At 53.8% G+C, this 21,162-nt stretch carries 16 protein-coding genes and 1 pseudogene; 11 read left to right on the forward strand and 6 right to left on the reverse strand.

Features of this window, described 5'->3' with window-relative positions:
• The first annotated feature begins 18 nt into the window (after positions 1–18).
• Positions 19–1,245 (forward strand): lysophospholipid transporter LplT, encoded by a 1,227-nt coding sequence (lplT, locus tag D3H35_RS15690; RefSeq protein ID WP_119150217.1) that lies wholly within the window; start codon positions 19–21, stop codon positions 1,243–1,245.
• Here lplT and D3H35_RS15695 read toward each other — a convergent pair.
• Complete coding sequence (locus D3H35_RS15695) at positions 1,226–1,522, reverse strand: hypothetical protein (RefSeq protein ID WP_119150218.1); 297 nt, start codon at positions 1,520–1,522, stop codon at positions 1,226–1,228. The genes lplT and D3H35_RS15695 overlap by 20 nt on opposite strands.
• Before the next feature lie 171 nt (positions 1,523–1,693).
• Between D3H35_RS15695 and D3H35_RS15700 the strand changes: the two genes are divergently transcribed.
• Both D3H35_RS15700 and D3H35_RS15705 read left to right on the forward strand, forming a co-directional pair.
• The gene (locus D3H35_RS15700) at positions 1,694–3,586 is read left to right on the forward strand and encodes an LTA synthase family protein (protein ID WP_119150219.1); all 1,893 of its coding nucleotides are present in this window, start codon (positions 1,694–1,696) and stop codon (positions 3,584–3,586) included.
• 49 nt (positions 3,587–3,635) lie between these two features.
• Positions 3,636–4,298, forward strand: a complete 663-nt coding sequence (locus D3H35_RS15705; protein WP_119150220.1) for a phosphatase PAP2 family protein — start codon at positions 3,636–3,638, stop codon at positions 4,296–4,298.
• 51 nt (positions 4,299–4,349) lie between these two features.
• On the opposite strand, the gene D3H35_RS15710 is transcribed toward D3H35_RS15705, so the two are convergent.
• Positions 4,350–4,952: a TetR/AcrR family transcriptional regulator gene (locus D3H35_RS15710; protein ID WP_158594132.1), complete on the reverse strand. Its 603-nt coding sequence runs from the start codon at positions 4,950–4,952 to the stop codon at positions 4,350–4,352.
• A gap of 224 nt (positions 4,953–5,176) precedes the next feature.
• Between D3H35_RS15710 and D3H35_RS15715 the strand changes: the two genes are divergently transcribed.
• From D3H35_RS15715 to D3H35_RS15755, 8 genes and pseudogenes are all read left to right on the forward strand, one after another.
• A complete protein-coding gene (locus D3H35_RS15715) occupies positions 5,177–6,676 on the forward strand; it encodes a DHA2 family efflux MFS transporter permease subunit (protein WP_119150222.1) in 1,500 nt (499 codons plus the stop codon).
• 1,017 nt (positions 6,677–7,693) lie between these two features.
• Positions 7,694–9,382, forward strand: a complete 1,689-nt coding sequence (locus tag D3H35_RS15720) for a peptide ABC transporter substrate-binding protein (RefSeq protein ID WP_119150223.1) — start codon at positions 7,694–7,696, stop codon at positions 9,380–9,382.
• A gap of 97 nt (positions 9,383–9,479) precedes the next feature.
• A pseudogene (locus D3H35_RS15725) lies at positions 9,480–10,408 on the forward strand (ABC transporter permease).
• A 3-nt stretch (positions 10,409–10,411) separates the two neighbouring features.
• On the forward strand, positions 10,412–11,326 hold the full coding sequence (locus D3H35_RS15730) for an ABC transporter permease (protein ID WP_119150224.1): 915 nt from the start codon (positions 10,412–10,414) through the stop codon (positions 11,324–11,326).
• A gap of 13 nt (positions 11,327–11,339) precedes the next feature.
• Positions 11,340–12,368 (forward strand): ABC transporter ATP-binding protein, encoded by a 1,029-nt coding sequence (locus tag D3H35_RS15735; RefSeq protein WP_119150225.1) that lies wholly within the window; start codon positions 11,340–11,342, stop codon positions 12,366–12,368.
• Positions 12,361–13,317, forward strand: a complete 957-nt coding sequence (locus D3H35_RS15740) for an ABC transporter ATP-binding protein (protein WP_119150226.1) — start codon at positions 12,361–12,363, stop codon at positions 13,315–13,317. The genes D3H35_RS15735 and D3H35_RS15740 overlap by 8 nt, the downstream gene beginning before the upstream one ends.
• Positions 13,318–14,110: 793 nt before the next feature.
• Positions 14,111–17,239 carry an efflux RND transporter permease subunit gene (locus tag D3H35_RS15750; RefSeq protein ID WP_119150228.1) on the forward strand — a complete coding sequence of 1,043 codons (3,129 nt, stop codon included), beginning with the start codon at positions 14,111–14,113 and terminating at the stop codon, positions 17,237–17,239.
• Positions 17,240–17,261: 22 nt separating this feature from the next.
• On the forward strand, positions 17,262–18,158 hold the full coding sequence (locus D3H35_RS15755; RefSeq protein WP_119150229.1) for a TetR/AcrR family transcriptional regulator: 897 nt from the start codon (positions 17,262–17,264) through the stop codon (positions 18,156–18,158).
• 6 nt (positions 18,159–18,164) lie between these two features.
• On the opposite strand, the gene D3H35_RS15760 is transcribed toward D3H35_RS15755, so the two are convergent.
• From D3H35_RS15760 to D3H35_RS15775, 4 genes are all read right to left on the reverse strand, one after another.
• A complete protein-coding gene (locus D3H35_RS15760; RefSeq protein WP_119150230.1) occupies positions 18,165–18,749 on the reverse strand; it encodes a ferric reductase-like transmembrane domain-containing protein in 585 nt (194 codons plus the stop codon).
• Positions 18,746–19,723, reverse strand: a complete 978-nt coding sequence (locus tag D3H35_RS15765) for an FAD:protein FMN transferase (protein ID WP_119150231.1) — start codon at positions 19,721–19,723, stop codon at positions 18,746–18,748. The genes D3H35_RS15760 and D3H35_RS15765 overlap by 4 nt, the downstream gene beginning before the upstream one ends.
• Positions 19,720–20,028: a hypothetical protein gene (locus tag D3H35_RS15770; RefSeq protein ID WP_119150232.1), complete on the reverse strand. Its 309-nt coding sequence runs from the start codon at positions 20,026–20,028 to the stop codon at positions 19,720–19,722. The genes D3H35_RS15765 and D3H35_RS15770 overlap by 4 nt, the downstream gene beginning before the upstream one ends.
• 159 nt (positions 20,029–20,187) lie before the next feature.
• Positions 20,188–21,078 carry an aldose epimerase family protein gene (locus D3H35_RS15775; RefSeq protein WP_119150233.1) on the reverse strand — a complete coding sequence of 297 codons (891 nt, stop codon included), beginning with the start codon at positions 21,076–21,078 and terminating at the stop codon, positions 20,188–20,190.
• Between the last annotated feature and the right edge of the window lie 84 nt (positions 21,079–21,162).

The raw sequence follows: 21,162 nt of genomic DNA on the forward strand, positions 1-21,162 counted from the left end.
TACGGGGGTAACGCAGACATGCGGGGAATCGAGGTTAAAAGGAAGATGGGGCTCACTCCGCTTCAGGCGGTAGTGGTAACGCAGTTCATGAGCGCTTTTGCGGACAACCTGAACTTCTTTCTTATCGTAGGGATGGTGAAGCGTCAAGGCGTCGCCAATCCGGACGGGATGGTCACCTATATTCAGATGGCGGTATTGCTCGCTTATGTCGTGCTTGCGCCGCTCGTCGGCGCCTTCGCCGACAAGAACGCCAAGGCTCACGTTCTGCTGTACGGCAACGCTTTGAAAGCGGCGGGCATTACGCTGCTGTTGTTCGGCGTCTCGCCTGTCATTTGTTTTTTTCTGGTCGGAATCGGGGCGGTTGTGTATTCTCCCGGCAAATACGGCATTTTATCGGAGCTTACCTCGAACGAGAGAGAACTGCTTCGGGCCAATGCGCAGGTGGAGGGATCCACGATTTTCGCCATTCTCGCCGGTACGGTGGCGGGAGGTCTGTTGGCATCCCGATCGGACTTGCCGGCTATTCTCGTTTGCTTGCTCGTATACTTAATATCCCTCTCGATGACTTTCCTTATCCCCGCAAGGGCGGGGCATGCCGATATTCGTTACGGCTCGGCCGCGCGCAGCTTTTTTGCCGACTTGAAGACGCTCTTCCGGAATTCCCGCGCCCGATTCTCCTTGATCGGCACCGGGTCGTTCTGGTTGACGGCGGCGGTGCTGCGAATCGCCTTGATTGCCTGGCTTCCGGTCAACCTGGGCATTACCGACACGGACCAGCAATCGCTCATTATCGGAATTACGGCGCTGGGCGTCGTCGCAAGTGCGGTCATAACTCCCAAGCTCGTGCCGGAAGGCAATCTTCACCGAGGCTATTATTACGGAATCGCTATGGTTGCCACGGTCATGATCGCTTCATTCACGCATATGCTGTGGCTGACGGTATCTTTGTTGTTTCTCGTGGGAGTGTTCGGAGGCATTTTCCTCATTCCGCTTAATACGATGCTGCAGGAAGAAGGGAAACGGTCGGTAGGGCCGGGGAAAACGATCGCCGTGCAAAATTTCGTGGAAAACTCGTTGACGGTGGCGGGATTGTCTATCTATTTGGCGCTGACGGAGATGAAGGTTCCGATCAACTGGTCCGTCGTCGGGATCGGAATCGTGCTTTTCTTGTTCATAGCGTTCCTGGCGACCCAAATCGGACAAATCCGCAGGGCCGCCGCGGAGTCTATTCGCGAAGCGGAATAACGTGAACGAGCTGATCGGTCGCCGCGACTTTGATGAAGCCGTGGGAAGCGTCGTAGGAAGCTGTTCCCGTCCCGACGGGAATTTCCGGATCGGCTCCCAGCGCGTAGAAGATGTCGTCGGCAAGCGTCCGCACGCAGACGGAGCGTTCATCATCGCTAAGCTCTTCCCAATCGGCTGCCTCCATCTCGAAGGCGTCGTAGAAATCCGGAACCGTCGCAATCGCCCGGGACAAGTCGTCGAGGATCTGATCGTATTCGCGCGTATATCGGATGGCCATGGCCGCCACTCCTTTCATTTGCAACATTATACGTGACATGAGCGGCTTTAGCCAACCTTTAGGCGACCTTCCTCCCACTTCTACTTTAATCGAAAGGTTGCTTTCGTTATAATGAATAAGTCTCAGAGCGCCGTCCATGAAATTTATACGAAAACAGAGAGGTGGGAGCGAATGCGTCTGAGAATAATCGGTTCTTGGTTTTCCAAGCCGTTCGTCTTTTTCACCCTCATTATGATACTCAAAATGGGCTTGGCGCAGATCGTCATATTCGACGCCGGCTCCTTGTGGAAGACGATGATCGCCGGAATTCCTTCCGTGTGGGTCGCGTTCGGCTTGATCGAGCTACTCTTCCCGAGACGTAAGCTGGGCGCTTACCTGATCGCGGACCTGCTTATGACCTGCATCTATTTCGCCGTCATTATGTACTACAAATATTTCGGGGTCATCGTCACTTTCCATGCGTTGCAGCAGGTCGGCCAAGTGACGGAAGTGAAGGGGAGCGTCTTCTCGCTGCTTCATCCGTACTTTTTGCTGATCTACATCGACATCGTCGTTTTCTGGATTTTGCTTGCCGCTCGGAAGTCGGTCAGAACGTGGGGCAAGCGATTGGCCGTACGCGAGTCGGCGAAATACGCTTCCGTCTTGCTCGTATGCTCTCTCATTGCCAGCGTATCGACCGTGTGGACACACCGGGACAGCGTCAACGAGCTGAGACAGGCGGAAGGGATGGGCATCCTTAACTACGAAATCCATACGTTGGTCTCCAGCGTTTTCTCGGGGGGAATCACGACCGCGTTCGCCAACGGTTCGAACGAAGCCGTCGATCCGGAGACGATAACGCCGGAGAAGATCGCCAATCTGAAGCAATCGGTGTCGTCCGCTTCTTCGCGCGATTTCGGAGTAGCGAAGGGCGATAACCTTATCATCGTCCAATTGGAAGCTTTTCAGAATTTTCTTCTCGACCTTAAGCTTGACGGACAAGAAGTGACGCCTAACCTGAACAAGCTGATGAGAGAGAATAAGTATTTCCCTCGTTTCTACCAGCAGGTTGGACAAGGCAATACGTCGGATGCGGAATACGTAGTTAATACGTCGTTACTTATTCCGCAATACGGAGCGGCTTCTCAGGATTATGGAGATCTGGCGCTGCCCAGCATGCCGAAGACGCTGGCCGAGCATGGGTATAAGACGGCTACGTTCCATACGAACGACGTGGAATTCTGGAATCGCAAAGAGCTGTACAAAGCGCTGGGCTTTCAGCATTATTACGACAAGAGCTACTTCGGCGACAAGGATTTTGTCGGCTTTGGCTCGTCCGACGAAGTGCTCTATGCCAAGACGACCGACAAGCTGCTGGAGATGCGCGCAGAGGGCAAGCCTTTCTATGCTCAACTGATCTCGATGTCCGCGCATCATCCGTTCAATATGGTTCCGTCGGAAAAGCTTAGCTTCAAGCTGCCGGAGAGGTATCAAGGGACGATGGTCGGCGATTATATTCAGGCTCAGCATTATGCCGACTACGCTCTCGGGCAGTTCGTCGAGAAGCTCAAAATATCGGGCTTATGGGATGAGAGTATACTCGTCGTATACGGCGATCATATGGGGCTGCCGATTTATTCCCTGAATAGTCGCGAAAGAGACCTGATGTACGAAATTTACGATCGGCCGTACAATTTCACGGAAATGCTGAACATTCCGCTTATTATGGCCGTTCCGGGCGAGACGGAGCCCGAAAAGCTGACGGTGACCGGCGGCCAATCGGACATATTTCCGACGGTGGCGAATTTGCTGGGCATCTCTCTAGACAACCATATTCACTTCGGCCAGGATTTGCTCAATTCGACGAGCAATGTACTGCCTCAGCGCTACTATTTGCCTACAGGCTCTTTCATTAACGGCAACGGAATCTTCGTGCCGGGCGACGGCTTCGCTGACGGGACGAATTACACCTTCCAAGGCGAGGCGCCGAAGGCGGCGATGGCGACCAAAGAGGAGTACGACCGCGCGCTTGAGCTGCTTCGATTGTCCGACAGCTACGTAAGCCATTTGCCGAAGCACAATTGAAGATGAGGGCGCATAGAGAAAAAGAGAGCAAAGGGGGAAGCGAACTAAAATGCTTCAACGAGTTCGGGATATTCAATGGAAGAAGTATACGCCGTTAATTTTTATGCTCGTGTTTCCGTTTTTGGGTATGATGTACAAATGGACCAATCGCTCGGACCAGGATGTTAGCAGTCTGGTTACGTCGATCGATCAAGCGATTCCGTTTATCAAATATTTCTCGCTGCCTTATTCGATTTGGATATTCTACATCTATGTTTGTCTGGTTTATTTTTTTCGAAAAGACGTTAACGTGTATTTTCGCGCCTTGCTTACGTATATCGTATGCGCGCTCGTCTGCTACATGATTTATTCCGTGTTCCAGACGACGGTTCCCCGCCCGGCTCTGACCGGGAACGATCCGTTCACTAGACTGATGGAATATATCTACAACCGGGATCAACCGTTCAATTGCTTCCCGAGCATTCACTGCTTTTCGAGCTACATGGTCATGAGGATGCTCTGGACGAGTCAATTCCGGAATAAATGGAACATGATATTGATTACGGGGATGTCCTCCCTTATCATTCTGTCCACTTTGTTCGTTAAGCAACACGTTATTTTGGATGCCGTCAGCGGAATTTTGCTAGTTGAAATCGTCGTGCCGATTATCGTGCTCGGCGAGAGACTCGTCAAAGTGTCGAGAGCGCGCCAGAACCGATCCTACGAAGCTTGAACCGACAAAAGGCTGCATCGCCCTATGGACGATGCAGCCTTTGTTTTCCGCTCAGTTCGTCGGAAGCTGATACATTTGCCGGTAGGCCCTTTTCATCTGCTCGACGGAGTAGCCTTGCTCCCGTCGAAAATGAAAGTAGCCGGCCGGAGCTATGGAGCAAATGAGCGCGTGCGCGGTCAGCATGGGATCGAAAGGTTGAACGGGCCTTTCTTGCAAGAGATCCCTCAGCAAGCTTGCTGTAGAGTCGAGCATGAAGCGATACATAGGAGAATGAAACCAGGTCGTTCCCCGTTCGTCCCACTCCTTGGGCTTTTGAGATTCGATGACGATGACGAGATCGGCCTTCTCCTCCAAGGCATCGATCCACAGGTCCAGAAGCTCCCCGAGCTTCTCGGCCGACGACTTGCCCTGCTGCTCCAACAGTTTGGTCGATATCTCCATCAATTGCACGCAGTGATCGTTCACCAGATCGCAGCACAGATCGCCTTTGTGCGCGTATCGACGATACAGCGTTCCTTGACCGATTCCGGCGGTTTTGGCGATTTGGTGCATGCTGACACCGTTAACGCCATGCTCGGCGAAGAGAGATTCGGCCGTCCGCAGGATCAGCTTGCGGTGCTCCGCGGCATCCTTACGTTCTCGTCGAACGTTCATAGGCTCCACCTCGCTAATTTTTTCTAAATAAAGGCTCGTATTCGTATTGACACCCGGACAATTGTCCGGTAACATCGAAAATAAATCGGACAATTGTCCGTTTTGTTGCAGGCGTCCCTTTGTAGAGTCCATATAAGTCAATTGTACCGCGCCTGCCCGCGCGGGTCAACGGACAAGAGAGACTACGCTCAGGAGTGCGTCTCTATAAGGATAGGAGGAGAAACATGGCTTCAAATTCAAATGCTGCACCTTCGACAGGTTCCCTGTCCATGAAGCAAATCATCGGACCGCTGGTTGCGATTATCGTCGGTTTGTTCATGGTCATCCTGGACGGTACTGCCGTTAACGTCGCTTTGCCGCAGTTGGCGAGAGAGTTCAATCAAAGCAATTTCAGTCTGCTTCAATGGACGGTCACAGGTTACGCGCTGGCGCAAGCGGCGGTTATACCGCTTGCCGGATGGTTGTCGGATCGGTTTGGGGCGAAGAGAGTGTTCCTCATTTCCATCGGGCTGTTCACGATCGGCTCCGGTCTGTGCGCCCTGGCCAATTCGGTGGAAATGCTGATTGCGTTCCGCATTCTGCAAGGGTTGGGCGGCGGCGTCGTTATGCCGATTTCGATGGCGTTCATCTATCGCCTGGCGCCGTCGGACAAAGTGGGGCAAGTAATGGGCATGATGGGGATTCCGATTCTTCTCGCGCCTGCGCTCGGTCCCGTACTGGCTGGTTGGCTTGTTGAGAAAGCGACATGGGAATGGATTTTCCTCGTTAATCTTCCAATCGGGGTCATTGGCGTTCTGCTCGGTATTCGTACGCTTCCGAACATTGCCCGCCAATCGGTGCCGGGTCTGGATCTTCCGGGAATTATTCTTGCGCCAATCGCGTTCGCTGCGCTCGTCTACGGCGTCTCCGAGGGCGGATCGTTCACGGCTGAAGGAGAATCCAAATGGACGGCGGCGACGACTCTTACCGGCATTTCCGTCGGTGTCGTGGCGCTTGTGCTCTTCGTAATCATTGAGCTGACGCGCAAAAATCCTCTGTTGGAGCTGCGGGTGTTCCGTTCCGGCAACTTCACGAGAGGCATCGTCGTTCAATGGATTTCCCAGATGGCGATGTTCGGAACGATGTTCCTCGTGCCGCTGTTCCTTCAGCAAGCGCAAGGCTATTCTCCGATCAAAACGGGCTTGCTCATGCTTCCTCAAGCTCTGGCGTCGGCCGTCTTCATGCCGATCGGCGGCAAGCTCTCCGACAAATTCGGGGCTCGTCCGCTCGTCGTCGTCGGGATGATTATTACGACAGGTGCAGCTATTCTGCTCTCCAACATTTCGGCGGATTCGAGCGACCTTTCGATTATGCTGCCGCTTGGAATGCTCGGCGCCGGGATGGGATTGTTCATGATGCCGCTTAACACGCATCTGATCCAGTCCGCTCCTCAAAACCTGGTCGGCCGTGTAACCTCCTTGACCAACGCTACCCAGCAGGTTATGATGTCGTTCGCGGTAGCCGGGTTAACGACGATCTCCACGACGAGAATGCAGGATTTGCTGATTGATCAAGGCAAGAAAGCAGTCGACTTGCCTATTTACGCGGACGCTTTTGGATATACCTTCGGAATATTGATGTATGTTGCCATTGTCGGAGGAGTGCTCGGTCTGTTGCTTAAGAGACCGAAGAACGTTTCCGGCGAAGGCGAAAAGGGCGCTGAAATTCATATGATGGTCGGCTGACGAAGCCGCGAAGCCCGTATAAAAATGGACGACCCCCGCAGGTTATTACCTGGCGGGGGTCTTTTTATGTGGTAGCGCGACCGCGCGATTCTTCCTGATTCACTGACACGAAAACAACGATAGCCCTGCCTCTCCATCGTCTTTGCGGCTCCAAGGCCGCTCCGGTGAGAGTTCGTGTTCCTTCCAGCAGCCAAATTAAGGAATGTGTGGGGAACGGGAGGTATTGCCCAACGTGGAAAAATCGAGGTGGTCACTTACTAACTAACTTCAAATTATACAAGCTTCGAAGATAAAAAGCAATACCTAATCTTTCGCTCGGGTAAGGGGCGGTTTTCCATAGTTGTAAATTACATGACATGTATGTACCGAGTTCAAATTCATAGGCGGGGATGCGGCAGAGGGCGGTCGACTTCATTTTTTAAACGGTTTTTATGCATAAATAAGCATCAATGGTTTAATGTTTTAAAGCTTTTAAGCGGACTTACATCAATGTATTGCTACGACAGCACACCAACACATCGACACGTTAACTGAGATAATGGATGAAAACAGACGAATAACGAAGAAAAATTCAGATTAATTTGAATGAGCTTCTTTTTTTATTGTCCGTTTCGTCTAAATTTTAAATTTGGTTAATATTTTTCAAATTAATTTCATTATGCATTGTTTATGTATAATTATTAATGGTCATCGCTAGGCGGCTTTAGGTTATGTCCTTGCGCGGCAAGGCTTTGATGAGTTAAAGCACTCACTGGTATATTCGCCCTTTCTTATTTTAATTCGCCAATGAATGCGCTTCCCGTGATTTTCGTGTCACTTATATTTCTCTATTGATGTCAATTAATATAACATTGGATAATTTCTGTCATTGTTATCTCCGAACATTGCGTAGTAGAATGACCGTGTCCTAAATATTCATACGTGAGAGAAGTCATGCGCACAATATGCACAGTGAAAAAGTCATCACGATAACGGCGGCATGATGGAAGGCACAATCATCTAGGGGAGGCACATGGAATGAAGGTTAGGAAAGTCGTTACAGGCCTAATGGCACTGACACTTGTAGGCGCGTTGGCGGCCTGCGGCAATGGGAACAACAACTCCGGCAGCTCGAGCAGTCCTTCCGGAAGCGCAACAAGCGGAAATACCGGCAAGAAGCAAGAACTGGTCATGAACTACCGGGCAGAGCCTCCGGCGCTCGACGTATCGATTGCGGAAAGCGCCGCATCGTTTACGTTCCTGGGCGCGATCAGCGAAGGGCTGTACCGTTTGGATAAAGACATGAAGCCGCAGCCGGCGCTCGCTTCCGAGCTTCCGACCGTATCTGCGGACGGGCTTACTTACACGATGAAGCTGCGCGACGGTATTCAATGGGCCGACGGCACTCCGGTAACGGCGCAAGATTTCGTTTATTCCTTCAAACGTACGCTGGACCCGGCTACGAAAGCTACTTACGCGTTCGTCGTTGCATGGATCGACGGCGGCGAGGAAATTATGAACGCCAAAACGCCGGAAGCGGTCAAAGCGGCTCAAGACAAGCTCGGAGCGAAAGCGCTCGACGAAAAAACGCTTGAAATCAAGCTGGATCACCCGGTTCCGTTCTTCACCTCTATGCTGGCGTTCCTGAACTTCTATCCGCAAAAGCAATCCCAAATCGAAGCGGCCGGCGCGCAAAACGGCACCGAAGCCGACAAAGTGCTGGGCGCAGGTCCTTACGTCCTCACGAAATGGGATCACGAGCAAACGATCGTTCTCGAGAAAAACCCGAAATATTGGGACGCGGCTAACGTTAAGATCAACAAGGTCACTCTTAACATCGTTAAAGACACCGCAACCGGTCTGAACTTGTACGAAACGAACGCAACCGACTATGCCGATATCAAAGGCGATCAAATGAAAGCCTACGAAGGCAAATCCGAGCTTCATATCAAGAGCGAGCTCGTGACGGGCTACCTGAACTTCCAGCAAACGAAAGTTCCTGCGTTCGCGAACAAAAAAATCCGTCAAGCGTTCGGCGCAGCAATCGATCGCGCTGGTCTGGTCAACACGGTGCTGATGAACGGCTCCGTTCCGTCTACCGGTTACGTTCCGAACGGCAACTCCGACGGCAACGGCCAAGAATTCCGCAAAGTCGTCGGCGACATCGAAGTGCCGTTCGATGCAGCGAAAGCCAAGCAGCTCCTTGCCGAAGGCATGGCGGAAGCCGGCATTAAAGACGTGAAAGAATTCGGCAAGCTGTCCATCATCGGCGACGACACCGAAACCGGCAAAAAATTGCTGGAGTTCGTAACGTCCCAGTTGAAGACGAACCTGGGCGTGGACGTATCGGCAGAGCCTCTGCCGCATGCCGTCCGTCTGGAGCGCGAATTGGGCAAAAACTACACCATCGTTTCCTCGCTATGGGGCGCGGACTATAACGATCCGATGACTTGGCTCGATATGTTCATTAACGACGGTCCTTTCAATACTCAAGATTGGAAAAACGACGAATATACGAAGCTCGTGAAGGACGCTCAAACCGAGCTTGATCTTGCGAAACGTTCCGAAATGCTCGTCAAGGCGGAAAAAATTCTGATGGACGATGCCGCCCTGTACCCGCTGTACTTCCGTTCCTCTCCGTTCGTGATCAAGGACAAGGTAAAAGGGCTTATCCTTCCTCCTTACGGTCCTGACTTCGAACTGAAGTGGGCTTCGATCGAAGGATAAGATTCCCATCCAAAAGACTTGATTCAAGCCATATATGAAGGAGGCCGTTCGTCAGGCGGAACGGCTTCCTTCATGTTGCTTGGGGAGGAGAGAATACATGCTAAAGTATACGCTGCGGCGTCTGCTGTATATGCTCATCACGTTGTGGCTCATCGTGACGATTACCTTTTTCCTGATGAAGCTGCTGCCGGGCAACCCATTCGGTGAGAACAGCGGGAAGCTGCCTCCGGCCAGCATCCAGATCCTGAAGGAACAATATGGCTTGGACAAGCCTGTTTGGCAGCAATATCTGAAATACGTAGGCAATGTCGCTCAAGGAGATTTGGGGGTTGCGTATCAATTTCCGAATCGTCCCGTCGTGCAAGTAATCAAGCAATCTTTTCCCGCATCGGCCGAGCTCGGTCTCATTTCTCTCGTGTTCGCTGTCATCGTCGGTCTGTTCCTCGGAACTTTCGCGGCGCTGAAGCACAATAAATTCGGCGACTATTCCGCCATGTTCATCGCGTTGGTCGGGGTTTCCATACCGTCCTTCGTTATCGGTCCGTTGTTGTCCTATTTTGTCGGCAATAAATGGGGGCTGCTGCCTCCGGGGCTATGGACAGGGCCGGAGCACCGCATTCTGCCCGCGCTTGCGCTATCGTTAGGCACCATAGCGATACTCGCCCGGATGATGAGGGCTTCGATGCTCGACGTAGCCAGCCAAGATTACATCAAGACGGCGAAGTCGAAAGGAATCGCGACCGGAAGGGTCGTGTTTACTCATATGGTTCGAAACGCTATCTTGCCGGTCGTCACGATTATGGGCCGATTGCGGTCAACCTCGTGACGGGCACTCTCGTCGTAGAGAAAATTTTTGCCGTACCCGGCTTGGGTTCTCAATTCGTCAGCTCGATTACGTCGAGCGATTACACGATGATCATGGGCTTGACGATATTCTACGCAGCCATTCTGATTGTCGTCATGTTCTTGACAGATATTGCATACGGCTTGATCGATCCGCGAATCCGGCTGGAAGGGAGAAGGTAGAGCATGGGCAAAATATCCAAGGATCTTTTCGCGCCGGCTGATCCGTCGAACGGCGGAGATGTCATCGTTCGTCCTTCTCTCAACTATTGGCAGGATGCGTGGAGGAGATTGCGCCGTAACAAATTGGCTATGATCGGATTAGTCGTTCTGATCGTTCTGACCGTCCTGGCCGTCGCGGCTCCGTGGCTTAGCGGCTACGATTACGAAACCCAGAACTTGAGCGAAATCAACCTTAAGCCTTCGGGCGGGCATTTTTTCGGCACGGACGATTTCGGCCGGGATTTGTGGGTTCGCGTATGGTGGGGCACGCGCATTTCACTGTTTATCGGCATAATCGCCGCACTGCTCGACCTGGTGGTTGGCGTTATCTACGGAGGAATCTCCGGCTACTTCGGCGGCAAGCTGGATACCGTCATGCAGCGCTTTATCGAAATCGTCTCCGCCATTCCTTACATGCTGATCGCGATTTTGCTGATCGTTCTGTTGGGTCCCGGCGTGGATTCGATTATTCTCGCTTACGCCATTACAGGCTGGGTAACGATGGCGCGGCTCGTAAGGGGACAAGTGCTGCTATTGAAGCAGCAGGAGTATGTCCTTGCGGCGCGAACGCTGGGAGCGAGTCCGGTTCGCATTATCGCCCGACACTTGATTCCCAATGTCATCGGTATCATCATCGTTCAAATTACGTTCGTCGTACCGTCGGCGATTTTCGTGGAAGCGTTTCTGAGCTTTACCGGTCTCGGAATTAAGCCGCCCCTCGCGTCCTTGGGCAACTTGTTGAACGACGGCGCCCAATATATGAGGTATCAGCCGCACAGGCTGATTTTCCCGACAATTGTATTCAGCTTGATTTTGCTCAGCTTCAACCTGCTTGGGGACGGACTTCGCGACGCCCTCGATCCGAAGATGAGGAAATAAGGAGGAGTGCTCCATGAGCAAGCCCATTCTTGAAGTGAGGGATTTGAAGGTTTCTTTCAAAATGCACGCGGGAGAGGTTCAGGCCGTTCGCGGCGTCTCCTTCGATTTGAATAAAGGCGAGACGATCGCCATCGTGGGCGAGTCGGGCTGCGGCAAATCGGTAACGGCCCAGACGATTATGCGGCTGGTACCTACGCCCCCCAGCTTCATCAAGAGCGGAGCCATCGTATTCGACGGCAAGACGGACATCGTCAAGCTGAACGAGAAGCAGATGGAAAAAGTTCGCGGGAACGAAATGGGGATGATCTTCCAGGATCCGATGACCTCGCTCAATCCGACGATGACGATCGGCGCGCAAATTACCGAAGGCGTCATCAAGCATGAGAAAGTGAGTAAGTCTGCAGCGTGGAAGAGGGCGGTCGAGTTGCTGTCGCTGGTCGGGATGTCCAATCCGGAGCAGCGGGTTCATCAATTTCCGCACGAGCTGTCGGGCGGGATGCGCCAACGGGTCATGATCGCTCTAGCGCTTGCATGCAATCCGAAGCTGCTCATAGCCGACGAGCCGACGACCGCACTCGATGTTACGATTCAGGCTCAAATCATCGATCTGCTGAGAGATATTCAGAAGAAGACGGACACATCGATTATTTTGATTACTCACGATCTCGGCGTAGTGGCTGAAATCGCTCAACGAGTCATCGTCATGTACGCGGGCAAAGTGGTCGAGCAGGGGACATTGGACGAAATTTTCTATGAATCTCGTCATCCTTACACGTGGGGATTGCTGAAGTCGGTTCCGCGTCTCGATAGCGATAGAAACAGCGAGCTCGAATCGATCCCGGGCTCGCCGCCGGATTTGTATGCACCGCCTGTCGGATGTGCGTTCGCGGCCCGTTGCCCCTACGCCATGAAGATTTGCAAGGAGCAGGATCCCGGTCATTTTCATATCTCGGACTCCCACAGCGCCGCATGCTGGCTAAACCACGAGGACGCGCCGAAGGTAGGACGTCCGGTCGGAGCAGGAGGACACGCCAATGGCTGAAGATATCATTCTGGAAGCGCGGGACTTGAAGAAGCATTTCAATCTGGGCGGCGGCCGGATATTGAAGGCAGTCGACGGCTTGAACTTCGCGATCAAGCGAGGAGAAACGTTCGGGCTGGTCGGCGAATCCGGCTGCGGCAAGTCGACGGCGGGCCGAACTTTGATCGGCTTGTACGATGCGACGGAAGGCGACATCGCGTTCAACGGCCGCAATGTGCGGCAGATGGATAGAGACGGCAAGCGGAAATTCAACCGGAGCATGCAGATGGTGTTCCAGGATCCTTACGCATCGTTGAATCCGCGTATGACGGTCGGTCGCATTATAGCCGAAGGTATCGACATCCACGGTCTGTACAGCGGCAAGGAGAGGGACGCGCGCGTTAAGCAGCTGCTGAAGGACGTCGGCCTGAACGAGGAGCACGCCGGGCGATTCCCGCATGAGTTCTCGGGCGGTCAACGCCAACGGATCGGCATTGCTCGGGCGCTGGCCATCGAGCCGGAATTCATTATCGCGGACGAGCCGATCTCCGCGCTGGACGTATCCGTTCAAGCGCAGGTCGTCAATTTGTTCAAGAAGCTGCAGCATGACCGCGGCTTGACGTACTTGTTCATCGCGCACGACTTGGCGATGGTGAAGCATATTTCCGACCGGATCGGCGTTATGTACCTCGGCAAGCTTGTCGAGGTGACGACGTCCGAGAAGCTGAACTCGAAGCCTCTCCATCCGTATACGAGGTCGCTGCTGTCCGCCATTCCGCTGCCGGATCCGAAGCTGCAGCGGGAGCGCGAGCGTATTATTTTGCAGGGTGAAATACCGAGCCCGTTGAATCCGCCGAGCGGCTGTCCGTTCCGCACGCGCTGTCCGAACGCGATGGCGAAGTGCGCCGAGTCGATGCCGGAGTTCAAGGAAGTCGAGCCGGATCATTATACGGCTTGCCATTTGTATTGAAGCTTAAGCCGACCGGGAAGCCGGTCGGTTTTTTTTTTTTGTTATCGGGCCGACCGGAGTTTTAGCTTCGGCGTTCCAAAGACATCTAAGCGGTCTGATATTTTACCCGTCAATAATTTCCTCCGCAGCTCGTCCCTTAACTCCAGTTCAATTTTGCCTTCTCGCAGAGGGGGGTTCAAAAAGATGCGATTCAAAACCGAAGCTCCAAGTGGGCAAAATCGTATTGCGAAGCTATTGGATAGGCGACTTTCGGTTGTTCAGTGGGGCGAAATCGGGTTAGAGCGTTCTGAAGCGACTCATATGCGACCCGAGGCGAAACGAGGGTTTCCGACTTCGGACTCGACCTATGAGAAGTTTAGAGTCTAGATGTATTTTGTGCAGGTAACTCCCAGCATAAGCCTTAAAGTTGGAGGTAGACTGTATTTCGTGCAGGTAATTCCGCCGCTTTTCCCTCATGCGGGCTAAATTAGTACAATTTACTGTACGAACTGCAGGTAGTTGCTGGACCCGAATAGACGACCTCGTAAACACATGCATGTTGTGCAGCTAATCAGGAGGCTTCTTGCGTCTCTCGTTGCGCTCGGTTCGGTTCGAGGGAGGAGTCAATCTTTCCCCATTTGTCCAAACTAAAGGCATTCAACTAGATCTCACCTTCGTTAACGGACGAAATTATCGACCGATTGTTCGAAACGAAACCGGAATATACGATCCAACGTACAATTGACTAGTCGACCGGTTGTTCGATACAATATCGGGACTCTAATAAAAATAAGCAAGCGGAAGGATTGGGGTTATGCGGAGCATTATCGGATTTTCGCTAAAAAACAAGTTCGCGCTATGGATGATTACGCTAATCGTCATCGTGGCGGGGCTTTATTCCGGCTTGAACATGAAGCAGGAAAGCTTGCCGAATTTAACGTTTCCTTATTTGAGCGTGACGACCGTCTATCCGGGAGCCGCTCCAGACTCTGTCGTCGAGCAAGTGACGTCGCCGCTGGAGAAGAAGCTCAAGAACGTGGAAGGAGTCAAGAACGTTACCTCCACTTCCATGGAGAACGTATCCTCTATCGCGCTTGAGTTCGACTTCGGTCAAGATATGGACAAGGCGCTTAGCGATATTCGCGAAGCGACCTCGGGAATCGCTCTGCCATCCGGCGTCCAGGCTCCCGAAATTTCGAAGTTTTCCATCAACTCCTTTCCGGTTATCTCGCTCAGCGCTTCCGGCGAAGGCAGTCTGAAGGAGCTTGCGGATCTGACGAAGACCGTATCCGAGGAAGTGCAGCCGGTGCTCGAAGGAATACCGGGAGTTGCGTCCGTACAGATCGCGGGCCAATACGTTCAACAAGTGACGCTGTCCTTCGACAAAGCGAAGATGGCAGAGCTTGGCTTAAGCGAAGATACGGTAAAAGGCATTGTACAGGCTTCGGCGGTCAAAGCTCCGCTGGGCTTGTTCACGCTGGAAAATTCGGAAAAAACGATCGTTGTAGACGGGCGAGTAACGACGATCGACGATTTGAAACGGCTCGCCATCCCGGCCATTCCTGCGGCAGCCTCCGGAGCGGGCTCGGCGGCGCCGCAGCCTGATGAATTGTCGCCGGGAATGACCATGGCCGACGGAATTCCGACTGTGGCGTTAGGGGAAATCGCCGATATCCGCATGACCGGCAAAGAGGAATCGATCTCCCGCACGAACGGCGCCGTGTCCATCGGTATTCAAATCGTCAAATCGAACGATGCGAACACCGTCGATGTCGTTAACGCCGTGAAGAAGGAAGCGGACAAGCTCGGGGAGCAGTACAAAGACCTTAAGCTTAGCGTGTTGATGGACCAAGGCAAGCCGATCGAGGAATCAGTCAGCACAATGCTGAATAAAGCTTTGTTCGGCGCATTGTTCGCGATTGCCGTCATCCTGTTGTTTTTGCGCAATATCCGGACGACACTCATCTCGGTCGTTTCCATTCCTCTGTCGCTCATTATCGCGGTGCTGCTGCTGCAGCAATTCGATATTACGCTTAACATCATGACGCTGGGCGCAATGACGGTAGCGATCGGACGGGTCGTCGACGACTCGATTGTCGTTATCGAGAACATCTACCGGAGGCTGGCGTTGACCGGCGAGAAGCTGAAGGGCGTAGACTTGTTCCGCGAGGCGACTCGGGAGATGTTCCTTCCAATTATGTCCTCGACGATCGTTACGATAGCGGTATTCCTCCCGCTTGGGCTCGTCAGCGGCATGGTCGGTCAGCTCTTCCTGCCGTTCGCGCTTACGATCGTATTCTCATTGCTGGCTTCTCTGCTCGTTGCCATTACCGTCGTGCCGATGCTCGCGCATCAGATGTTCAAGAGAGGTCTGAAAGCGGGAGCCAAAAACCACGATCACGACGAAAAACCGGGGTATCTGGCTCGCAAATACCGCGGCTTTCTCCGGTCGGCGCTTAACCATAAAATCATCACGCTTGTCATCGCGTTCGCATTGCTGGGCGGCAGCTTGGCGCTTGTCGGGCAAATAGGAGCCAGCTTCCTGCCGGAGGAAGAAGACAAGTACACTCTCATTACGTACTCTCCGGAGCCGGGCGATCGAATTGAGGATGTCGAGAAACGAGCGTTGGAAGCGGAGAAGTATCTTCTTAAAGAGCCGGACATTACTCAACTGCAATATTCGATCGGCGGCAAAAACCCGCTGTCCCCGGGGCCTTCCAAATCCGGATTGTTCTTCTTGCAGTTCAAGAGCGACACGAAAAATTTCGCGGACAAAAAGGAAGCGATTCTCGGAGAGCTGCACAAGGTCGTGCCGGAAGGCGAATGGTCGGAAATGGACATGGGCGGCGGAATCGGCGGCAGCGGATTCAGCCTCAGCGTATACGGCGACAGCTTGGAGCAAATCAAACCTGTCGTCGATCAAGTCGTCGACTTGATGAACCAGGACAAAGCGTTCGAGAAAGTGGATACGAGCTTGTCCAAAACATACGAGCAGTACACGATCGTTGCCGATCAGGCGAAGCTGAGCAAATACGGGCTGACAGCAGGGCAAATCGCCATGGCATTGATGCCTGCCCGCGAGCAGCCGGTGCTGACGACGGTGAAGGAAGACTCGAAAACCTACAACGTCTACGTACAAGCCGATACGGCCGAATACGGCACGATCAACGACGTCATCGACACGAAGCTCCAATCTCCGCTCGGCGTCGAAGTTCCGGTGCGTGACGTGACTAAAGTCGAAAAAGGCGAATCTCCGAATTCGATTGCCCGGGAGAACGGCAAGATGGTCGTTACGGTCAGCGCGGAGATCACCGAGAAGGATGTAGCGAAAGTGTCGAGCAATCTTCAGAAGAAGGTTGACGGACTGGAGAAGCCGGCTTCGGTGCAAGTGAAATTCGGCGGCGTTACCGAGCAGATCAACGAAACGTTCACGCAGCTGGGTCTGGCTATGCTTGCCGCCATCGCCATTGTCTACTTGGTGCTCGTGCTGACGTTCGGAGGCGGCCTCGCTCCATTCGCCATCATGTTCGCTCTGCCGTTCGCCGTCATTGGCGGCCTCGTCGCTCTTTGGATTACCGGCGAAACGCTCAGCGTCTCCGCGCTCATGGGTGCGCTTATGCTGATCGGTATCGTCGTGACCAACGCTATCGTGCTAATTGACCGCGTCATTCACAAGGAGCGCGAAGGTCTGACGACCCGCGAAGCATTGCTGGAAGCGGCAGGTACTCGTCTTCGTCCGATCCTGATGACGGCTCTTGCCACGATTGGAGCGCTGCTTCCGCTTGCGCTTGGTTACGAAGGAGCCGGCATTATTTCCAAAGGTCTTGGCGTTACCGTAATCGGCGGATTAATCAGCTCTACGCTTCTGACGCTTCTCATCGTGCCGATCGTCTATGAGATTCTGATGAAGCTGCGCCGCAAGCCGAAAACGTTGGCGGAATAACGGGAGAGAGGGGCTTAAGCCCGTGCAGGATAAAAAGCGGACTATTCTGGAAGCGGCTATCCGCTGCTTCTCCCGCAAAGGATTCCATGCTACCTCCATTCAAGAGATCGCTCGCGAAATCGGCATGGCGAAGGGCTCGATGTATTTTTACTTCAATTCGAAGGATGAATTGTACCTATCGGTGCTCGAATATTACACAGATATGCTGTTCCGCTGTATGGAGGAGCTCCCTGAAGACAGGGAGCTTTCTTCCAGGGACAAGCTTCGCGTGCTAATCGAACGTCAATTCCGGTTTTTTCGGGAACATCTGCATTTTATGCGCATGTTGTTCCTGGAGCCGGCGACGGGGCTTAATCCTCAAGTTCAAAACTTGCTGATGCGGACAAGGGCGAGGTCGGCGGTATGGACGTTGTCTCACATCTCCGCTATTTACGGGAACCGGGCGGCGCGATATGTCACGGATGCGGCGACGATGTTCGAAGGAATGACAGGCCGTTATCTAGAGAAGCTTTTTTTCGACGATGCGGAGCTTGATGAAGGGCGTGTTTCCCGCTTTCTGATCAATCGGATCGATCACCTGATGAAAGGGCTTCTGCTGACCGGCGAAGAGCCGATTCTTCCCGCTCCCGATATGAACGCTCTGAGGGAGAAGGCCGGATGGCCGTTGGAAGCGGAGGCGCAGCAGCGGAATGGACAGCTCGAAGAGCTGAAGCGGCTTGTGTCGGCTATTCCCGACTCGGTTCCGCCTGCTGTGCGGACGGAAGCGGCCTCCGCTCTTGAGAGGCTCGAATCGGAATGGGCCAAGCTGGTGCCCGACAAGCTTCTCGCCAAGGGGATGCTTGCGCTGCTGAGGGAGTATGCGGCGGTCTACTCCTGGACGGAGTGGGAGTCGCTGCTGGACGGACTGGAGTCCAAATAGTTCGGATTAGGGAAGGGGCTGCCTCCGAATGGGGGCGGCTCTTTTTTCGCGCGTCTTATTCATTTCGGTTAACGCCCGAATGACGGTGGCTGCTACGACGAGCAGGGCCGCGGCTGCGTAGCTCCAGAAGACGAGAGGCTTCGCGCTGTCCGTACCGGAAAAAAGCCCGTGAATGAGCGCCAGAAAAAAGACGGGATATGCGGTCATGTGGATTGTTTTCCAAATGCGATTGGCGAGGAGTCCGCGGAAATCGGACGTTAACAGAATGGCGAGCAGGCCATACATAGCGAGAGAGCCGAGCCCGTATTCTAGCCGATGCTGCGGAGCGGAGAAAGGGATGATCAACGTAATCCAATCGAATTTCGCGTAGCGGTCTATGGCAAGGACAATGACATGCGCTATAGCAACGATGAGGCCGAAGCCTTGCGTCCAGGAATGAAATCGAAAGATTCGCGCTTTCCAGACGCCTTTAATGCCAGGCGATCCGCAAAAAATGCCCGAGACGACGCCTATCGTCAACAAATAGAAAGCGGACAATCCCGCCACGCGCGTAATGACCCAGGTAGGCAGCTGCATCAGCCAATCCGTCATAGGATACCTCCTCCTTCTTTCCACTCGGCGTCACCGTGTTTTCCGAATACGCCGATAGCCGTTCCGTCTTGTTTGTACAAAAGCGCATCGCATAGGGGAAAAGTTCGTTCCAACCAGCGGAGTCCATCCTCGCTACCTAGCAAAAGCACCGTCTTGGCAGCTATTTCGGCCTCCGCTGCCGTCGTTCCGACGACGGTGCACTGCACGGTGTCGCTGGCGGCAGGAAGGCCGGAGCGAGGATCGATTAAGTGATGCCGATTTCCTCCGGGCGTTGCCCATTGGCGCCGAAGTGTGCTGGAAGTAGCGGCGGCTCCGTTGCGCAAAGCAAACCGGAACGAAGGCGCGTTCGATGCGAATCCGTCGGGAAGCGCCGCTTCGATCTCCCAAGCCGGCAAGCCCGGCTCCGACCAGACGCGCAAATCTCCTCCGGCGTTTAGCTGCCCGGCGCGAATGCGTCGGCCGATTAATCCTTCGGATACCCGGTCGACCGTCCAGCCCTTCGCGATTCCGCCCAAGTCCAGTCTGGTTCCGCGGCGGAGGCGAACGAGACCTGCGCGCGGGAACAGCTGCCAGCCGCGGAGCTCCATCGGGCGAGCTTTTTCGTCCGGTTTCGGCAGCTCTGTCCTCTCCGTCATCTTCTCAAAGCTGACGTTGTAGCCGGCGCTCGAGAGCTCGGGCAGAATCGCCGGATCGAATATGCCGCCGGTTAACTTGCGATACGCCGCAGCCGCTTGGAGAATCGCCGCCATTTCGGCCGATATTCGGCAAGGTCGGCCGTGCCTTCCGTTCAAGCGGCTAAGCTCGCTGTCCGGATTAAACCGACTGAATCGATTTTCCGAGCTGGCGAATTGTTGCCGGACTTCGAGGAACGGCCGCTCATCGTACCGATCCACGAGCAAGGCTGTGTCAACATCGGTGTTCATGGCGCGAAATCGGTCGGTTTGAACGACTTTTTCAATGCCGAGACCGGTCATGACGCCCGCGTTTGCGAGCGGAAGCCAAAGCTGTCGCCGGACGACGAGTCGGATCGATCATCGAGCGAAGAGCCGGAGTCTTCGCGCTGCCCCGCGCGCTCTCGCCATCCATTCCTGCCTAGCGAAGAGCCTGTGTCGTTATTGGCGGCCGGTGTATCGTTCTGCGTATACCCGCTTGTTTCGGTATTTACCGATGCCTGATAGGTGTCCGACGTCCGTGCGTACTGAAATAACAATGCGACCGACAGCGTACATCCCGCTCCGATGAGCCATTTTCGAAGAGCTCGTTGGATATTGGCTTTCATTGCCCGCACCTCCTTTTGCTTGTTCTTAACATTAGCAGAGCTCTCTGAAAAGAAGATGAAAGCCTGCTGAAGAAACGCTGAACGAGCAGGAAAAAAGGCTGCCCATCCGCTCGTCTCAGGAGCGAATAAACAGCCTCATGCGTTAGAATGTCCAGTTGTTCAGTCGTTCGCTTCGCAAGCAAAGCTAAGCTCCAGAGCAAGCGACTCGCCCGGCCCGACCAGCAGCAAGCCTTCCTTGCTGTTCAGAGCTTCGTTGAGCGCAGTCCAAGGCTCGACGCATACGAACGGCTTGCCCTCGACGGACCAGAGAACGACGTTGCGGAACTGCTCGCTGTAAGATAGCCGAACTCGCCGTTCGCCATTTAGAGGAAAGGAGATTTCCGGCTTGACCGGGTCTAGCAGCGCAACAGACTCGACCAGGCCGTTCAAATCGACCGTATCGGCAAGCGGCTTCACGACGTTGTCGTTGTAGTCGAGATATTTCGTCGCGTCCGTTGCGTAAGGGAGGTTTTTGCCCTCCGCCGCGAAGTAGGGGTGAAAGCCAGCAACCATAGGCATAGGCTTGTCCGACAAATTCGAATAATTTTGCTCGATGGACAATACGCCGTTCTTAAGCCGGTAGGTGAAGCGAAGCTCGAAATCGAAAGGGTACGCGCTCAGCGTCTTTTCGTCGCTGCGAAGAACTACCGTGACGTATGCGGAATCCTCCGTCGCGCCCGAGGCTTCGACCTCCCAAGGATTGATTCGCGCCACGCCGTGGTTTTTCATGCCGTACGTCTGGCCTTCCCATTCGTATTGCCCGCCGATAAGCTGTCCGCAGATCGGGAAGAGGACAGGATTGCCGCCACGGATGTTGGCTTGCGGATCGAGGAACGTGGCTCGGTCAAGATAGAAGAGCTCTTGGCCGTTCAGTCGGCAGCCGATTACGATGGCTCCGCGCTCGGGGCATACGGACACGAGGGAATCGGTCGAGCGGTCGGTTAGGCGGTAGATCGGAAAGCCGTCCGTCTCGACGGCGATGGAATAGTTCGAATAATCGGCGTTTGTCAATGCAATGACCTCCAATGGCGGGTGCGTTGTGTGAAACGATTAAGCTACATTATACCAGAAAACGCCCTCAGGCTTGCCTGCACT

The sequence above is a fragment of the Cohnella faecalis genome (genome assembly GCF_003570905.1).
Classification (GTDB): Bacteria; Bacillota; Bacilli; order Paenibacillales; family Paenibacillaceae; genus Cohnella; species Cohnella faecalis.

Excerpts from the sequence above, each read along its gene's own strand:
- lplT (WP_119150217.1), top strand. The coding sequence starts at position 19 with ATGCGGGGAATCGAGGTTAAAAGGAAGATGGGGCTCACTCCGCTTCAG.
- D3H35_RS15695 (WP_119150218.1), bottom strand. The coding sequence starts at position 1,522 with ATGGCCATCCGATATACGCGCGAATACGATCAGATCCTCGACGACTTG.
- D3H35_RS15700 (WP_119150219.1), top strand. The coding sequence starts at position 1,694 with ATGCGTCTGAGAATAATCGGTTCTTGGTTTTCCAAGCCGTTCGTCTTT.
- D3H35_RS15705 (WP_119150220.1), top strand. The coding sequence starts at position 3,636 with ATGCTTCAACGAGTTCGGGATATTCAATGGAAGAAGTATACGCCGTTA.
- D3H35_RS15710 (WP_158594132.1), bottom strand. The coding sequence starts at position 4,952 with ATGAACGTTCGACGAGAACGTAAGGATGCCGCGGAGCACCGCAAGCTG.
- D3H35_RS15715 (WP_119150222.1), top strand. The coding sequence starts at position 5,177 with ATGGCTTCAAATTCAAATGCTGCACCTTCGACAGGTTCCCTGTCCATG.
- D3H35_RS15720 (WP_119150223.1), top strand. The coding sequence starts at position 7,694 with ATGAAGGTTAGGAAAGTCGTTACAGGCCTAATGGCACTGACACTTGTA.
- D3H35_RS15730 (WP_119150224.1), top strand. The coding sequence starts at position 10,412 with ATGGGCAAAATATCCAAGGATCTTTTCGCGCCGGCTGATCCGTCGAAC.
- D3H35_RS15735 (WP_119150225.1), top strand. The coding sequence starts at position 11,340 with ATGAGCAAGCCCATTCTTGAAGTGAGGGATTTGAAGGTTTCTTTCAAA.
- D3H35_RS15740 (WP_119150226.1), top strand. The coding sequence starts at position 12,361 with ATGGCTGAAGATATCATTCTGGAAGCGCGGGACTTGAAGAAGCATTTC.
- D3H35_RS15750 (WP_119150228.1), top strand. The coding sequence starts at position 14,111 with ATGCGGAGCATTATCGGATTTTCGCTAAAAAACAAGTTCGCGCTATGG.
- D3H35_RS15760 (WP_119150230.1), bottom strand. The coding sequence starts at position 18,749 with ATGACGGATTGGCTGATGCAGCTGCCTACCTGGGTCATTACGCGCGTG.
- D3H35_RS15765 (WP_119150231.1), bottom strand. The coding sequence starts at position 19,723 with ATGACCGGTCTCGGCATTGAAAAAGTCGTTCAAACCGACCGATTTCGC.
- D3H35_RS15770 (WP_119150232.1), bottom strand. The coding sequence starts at position 20,028 with ATGAAAGCCAATATCCAACGAGCTCTTCGAAAATGGCTCATCGGAGCG.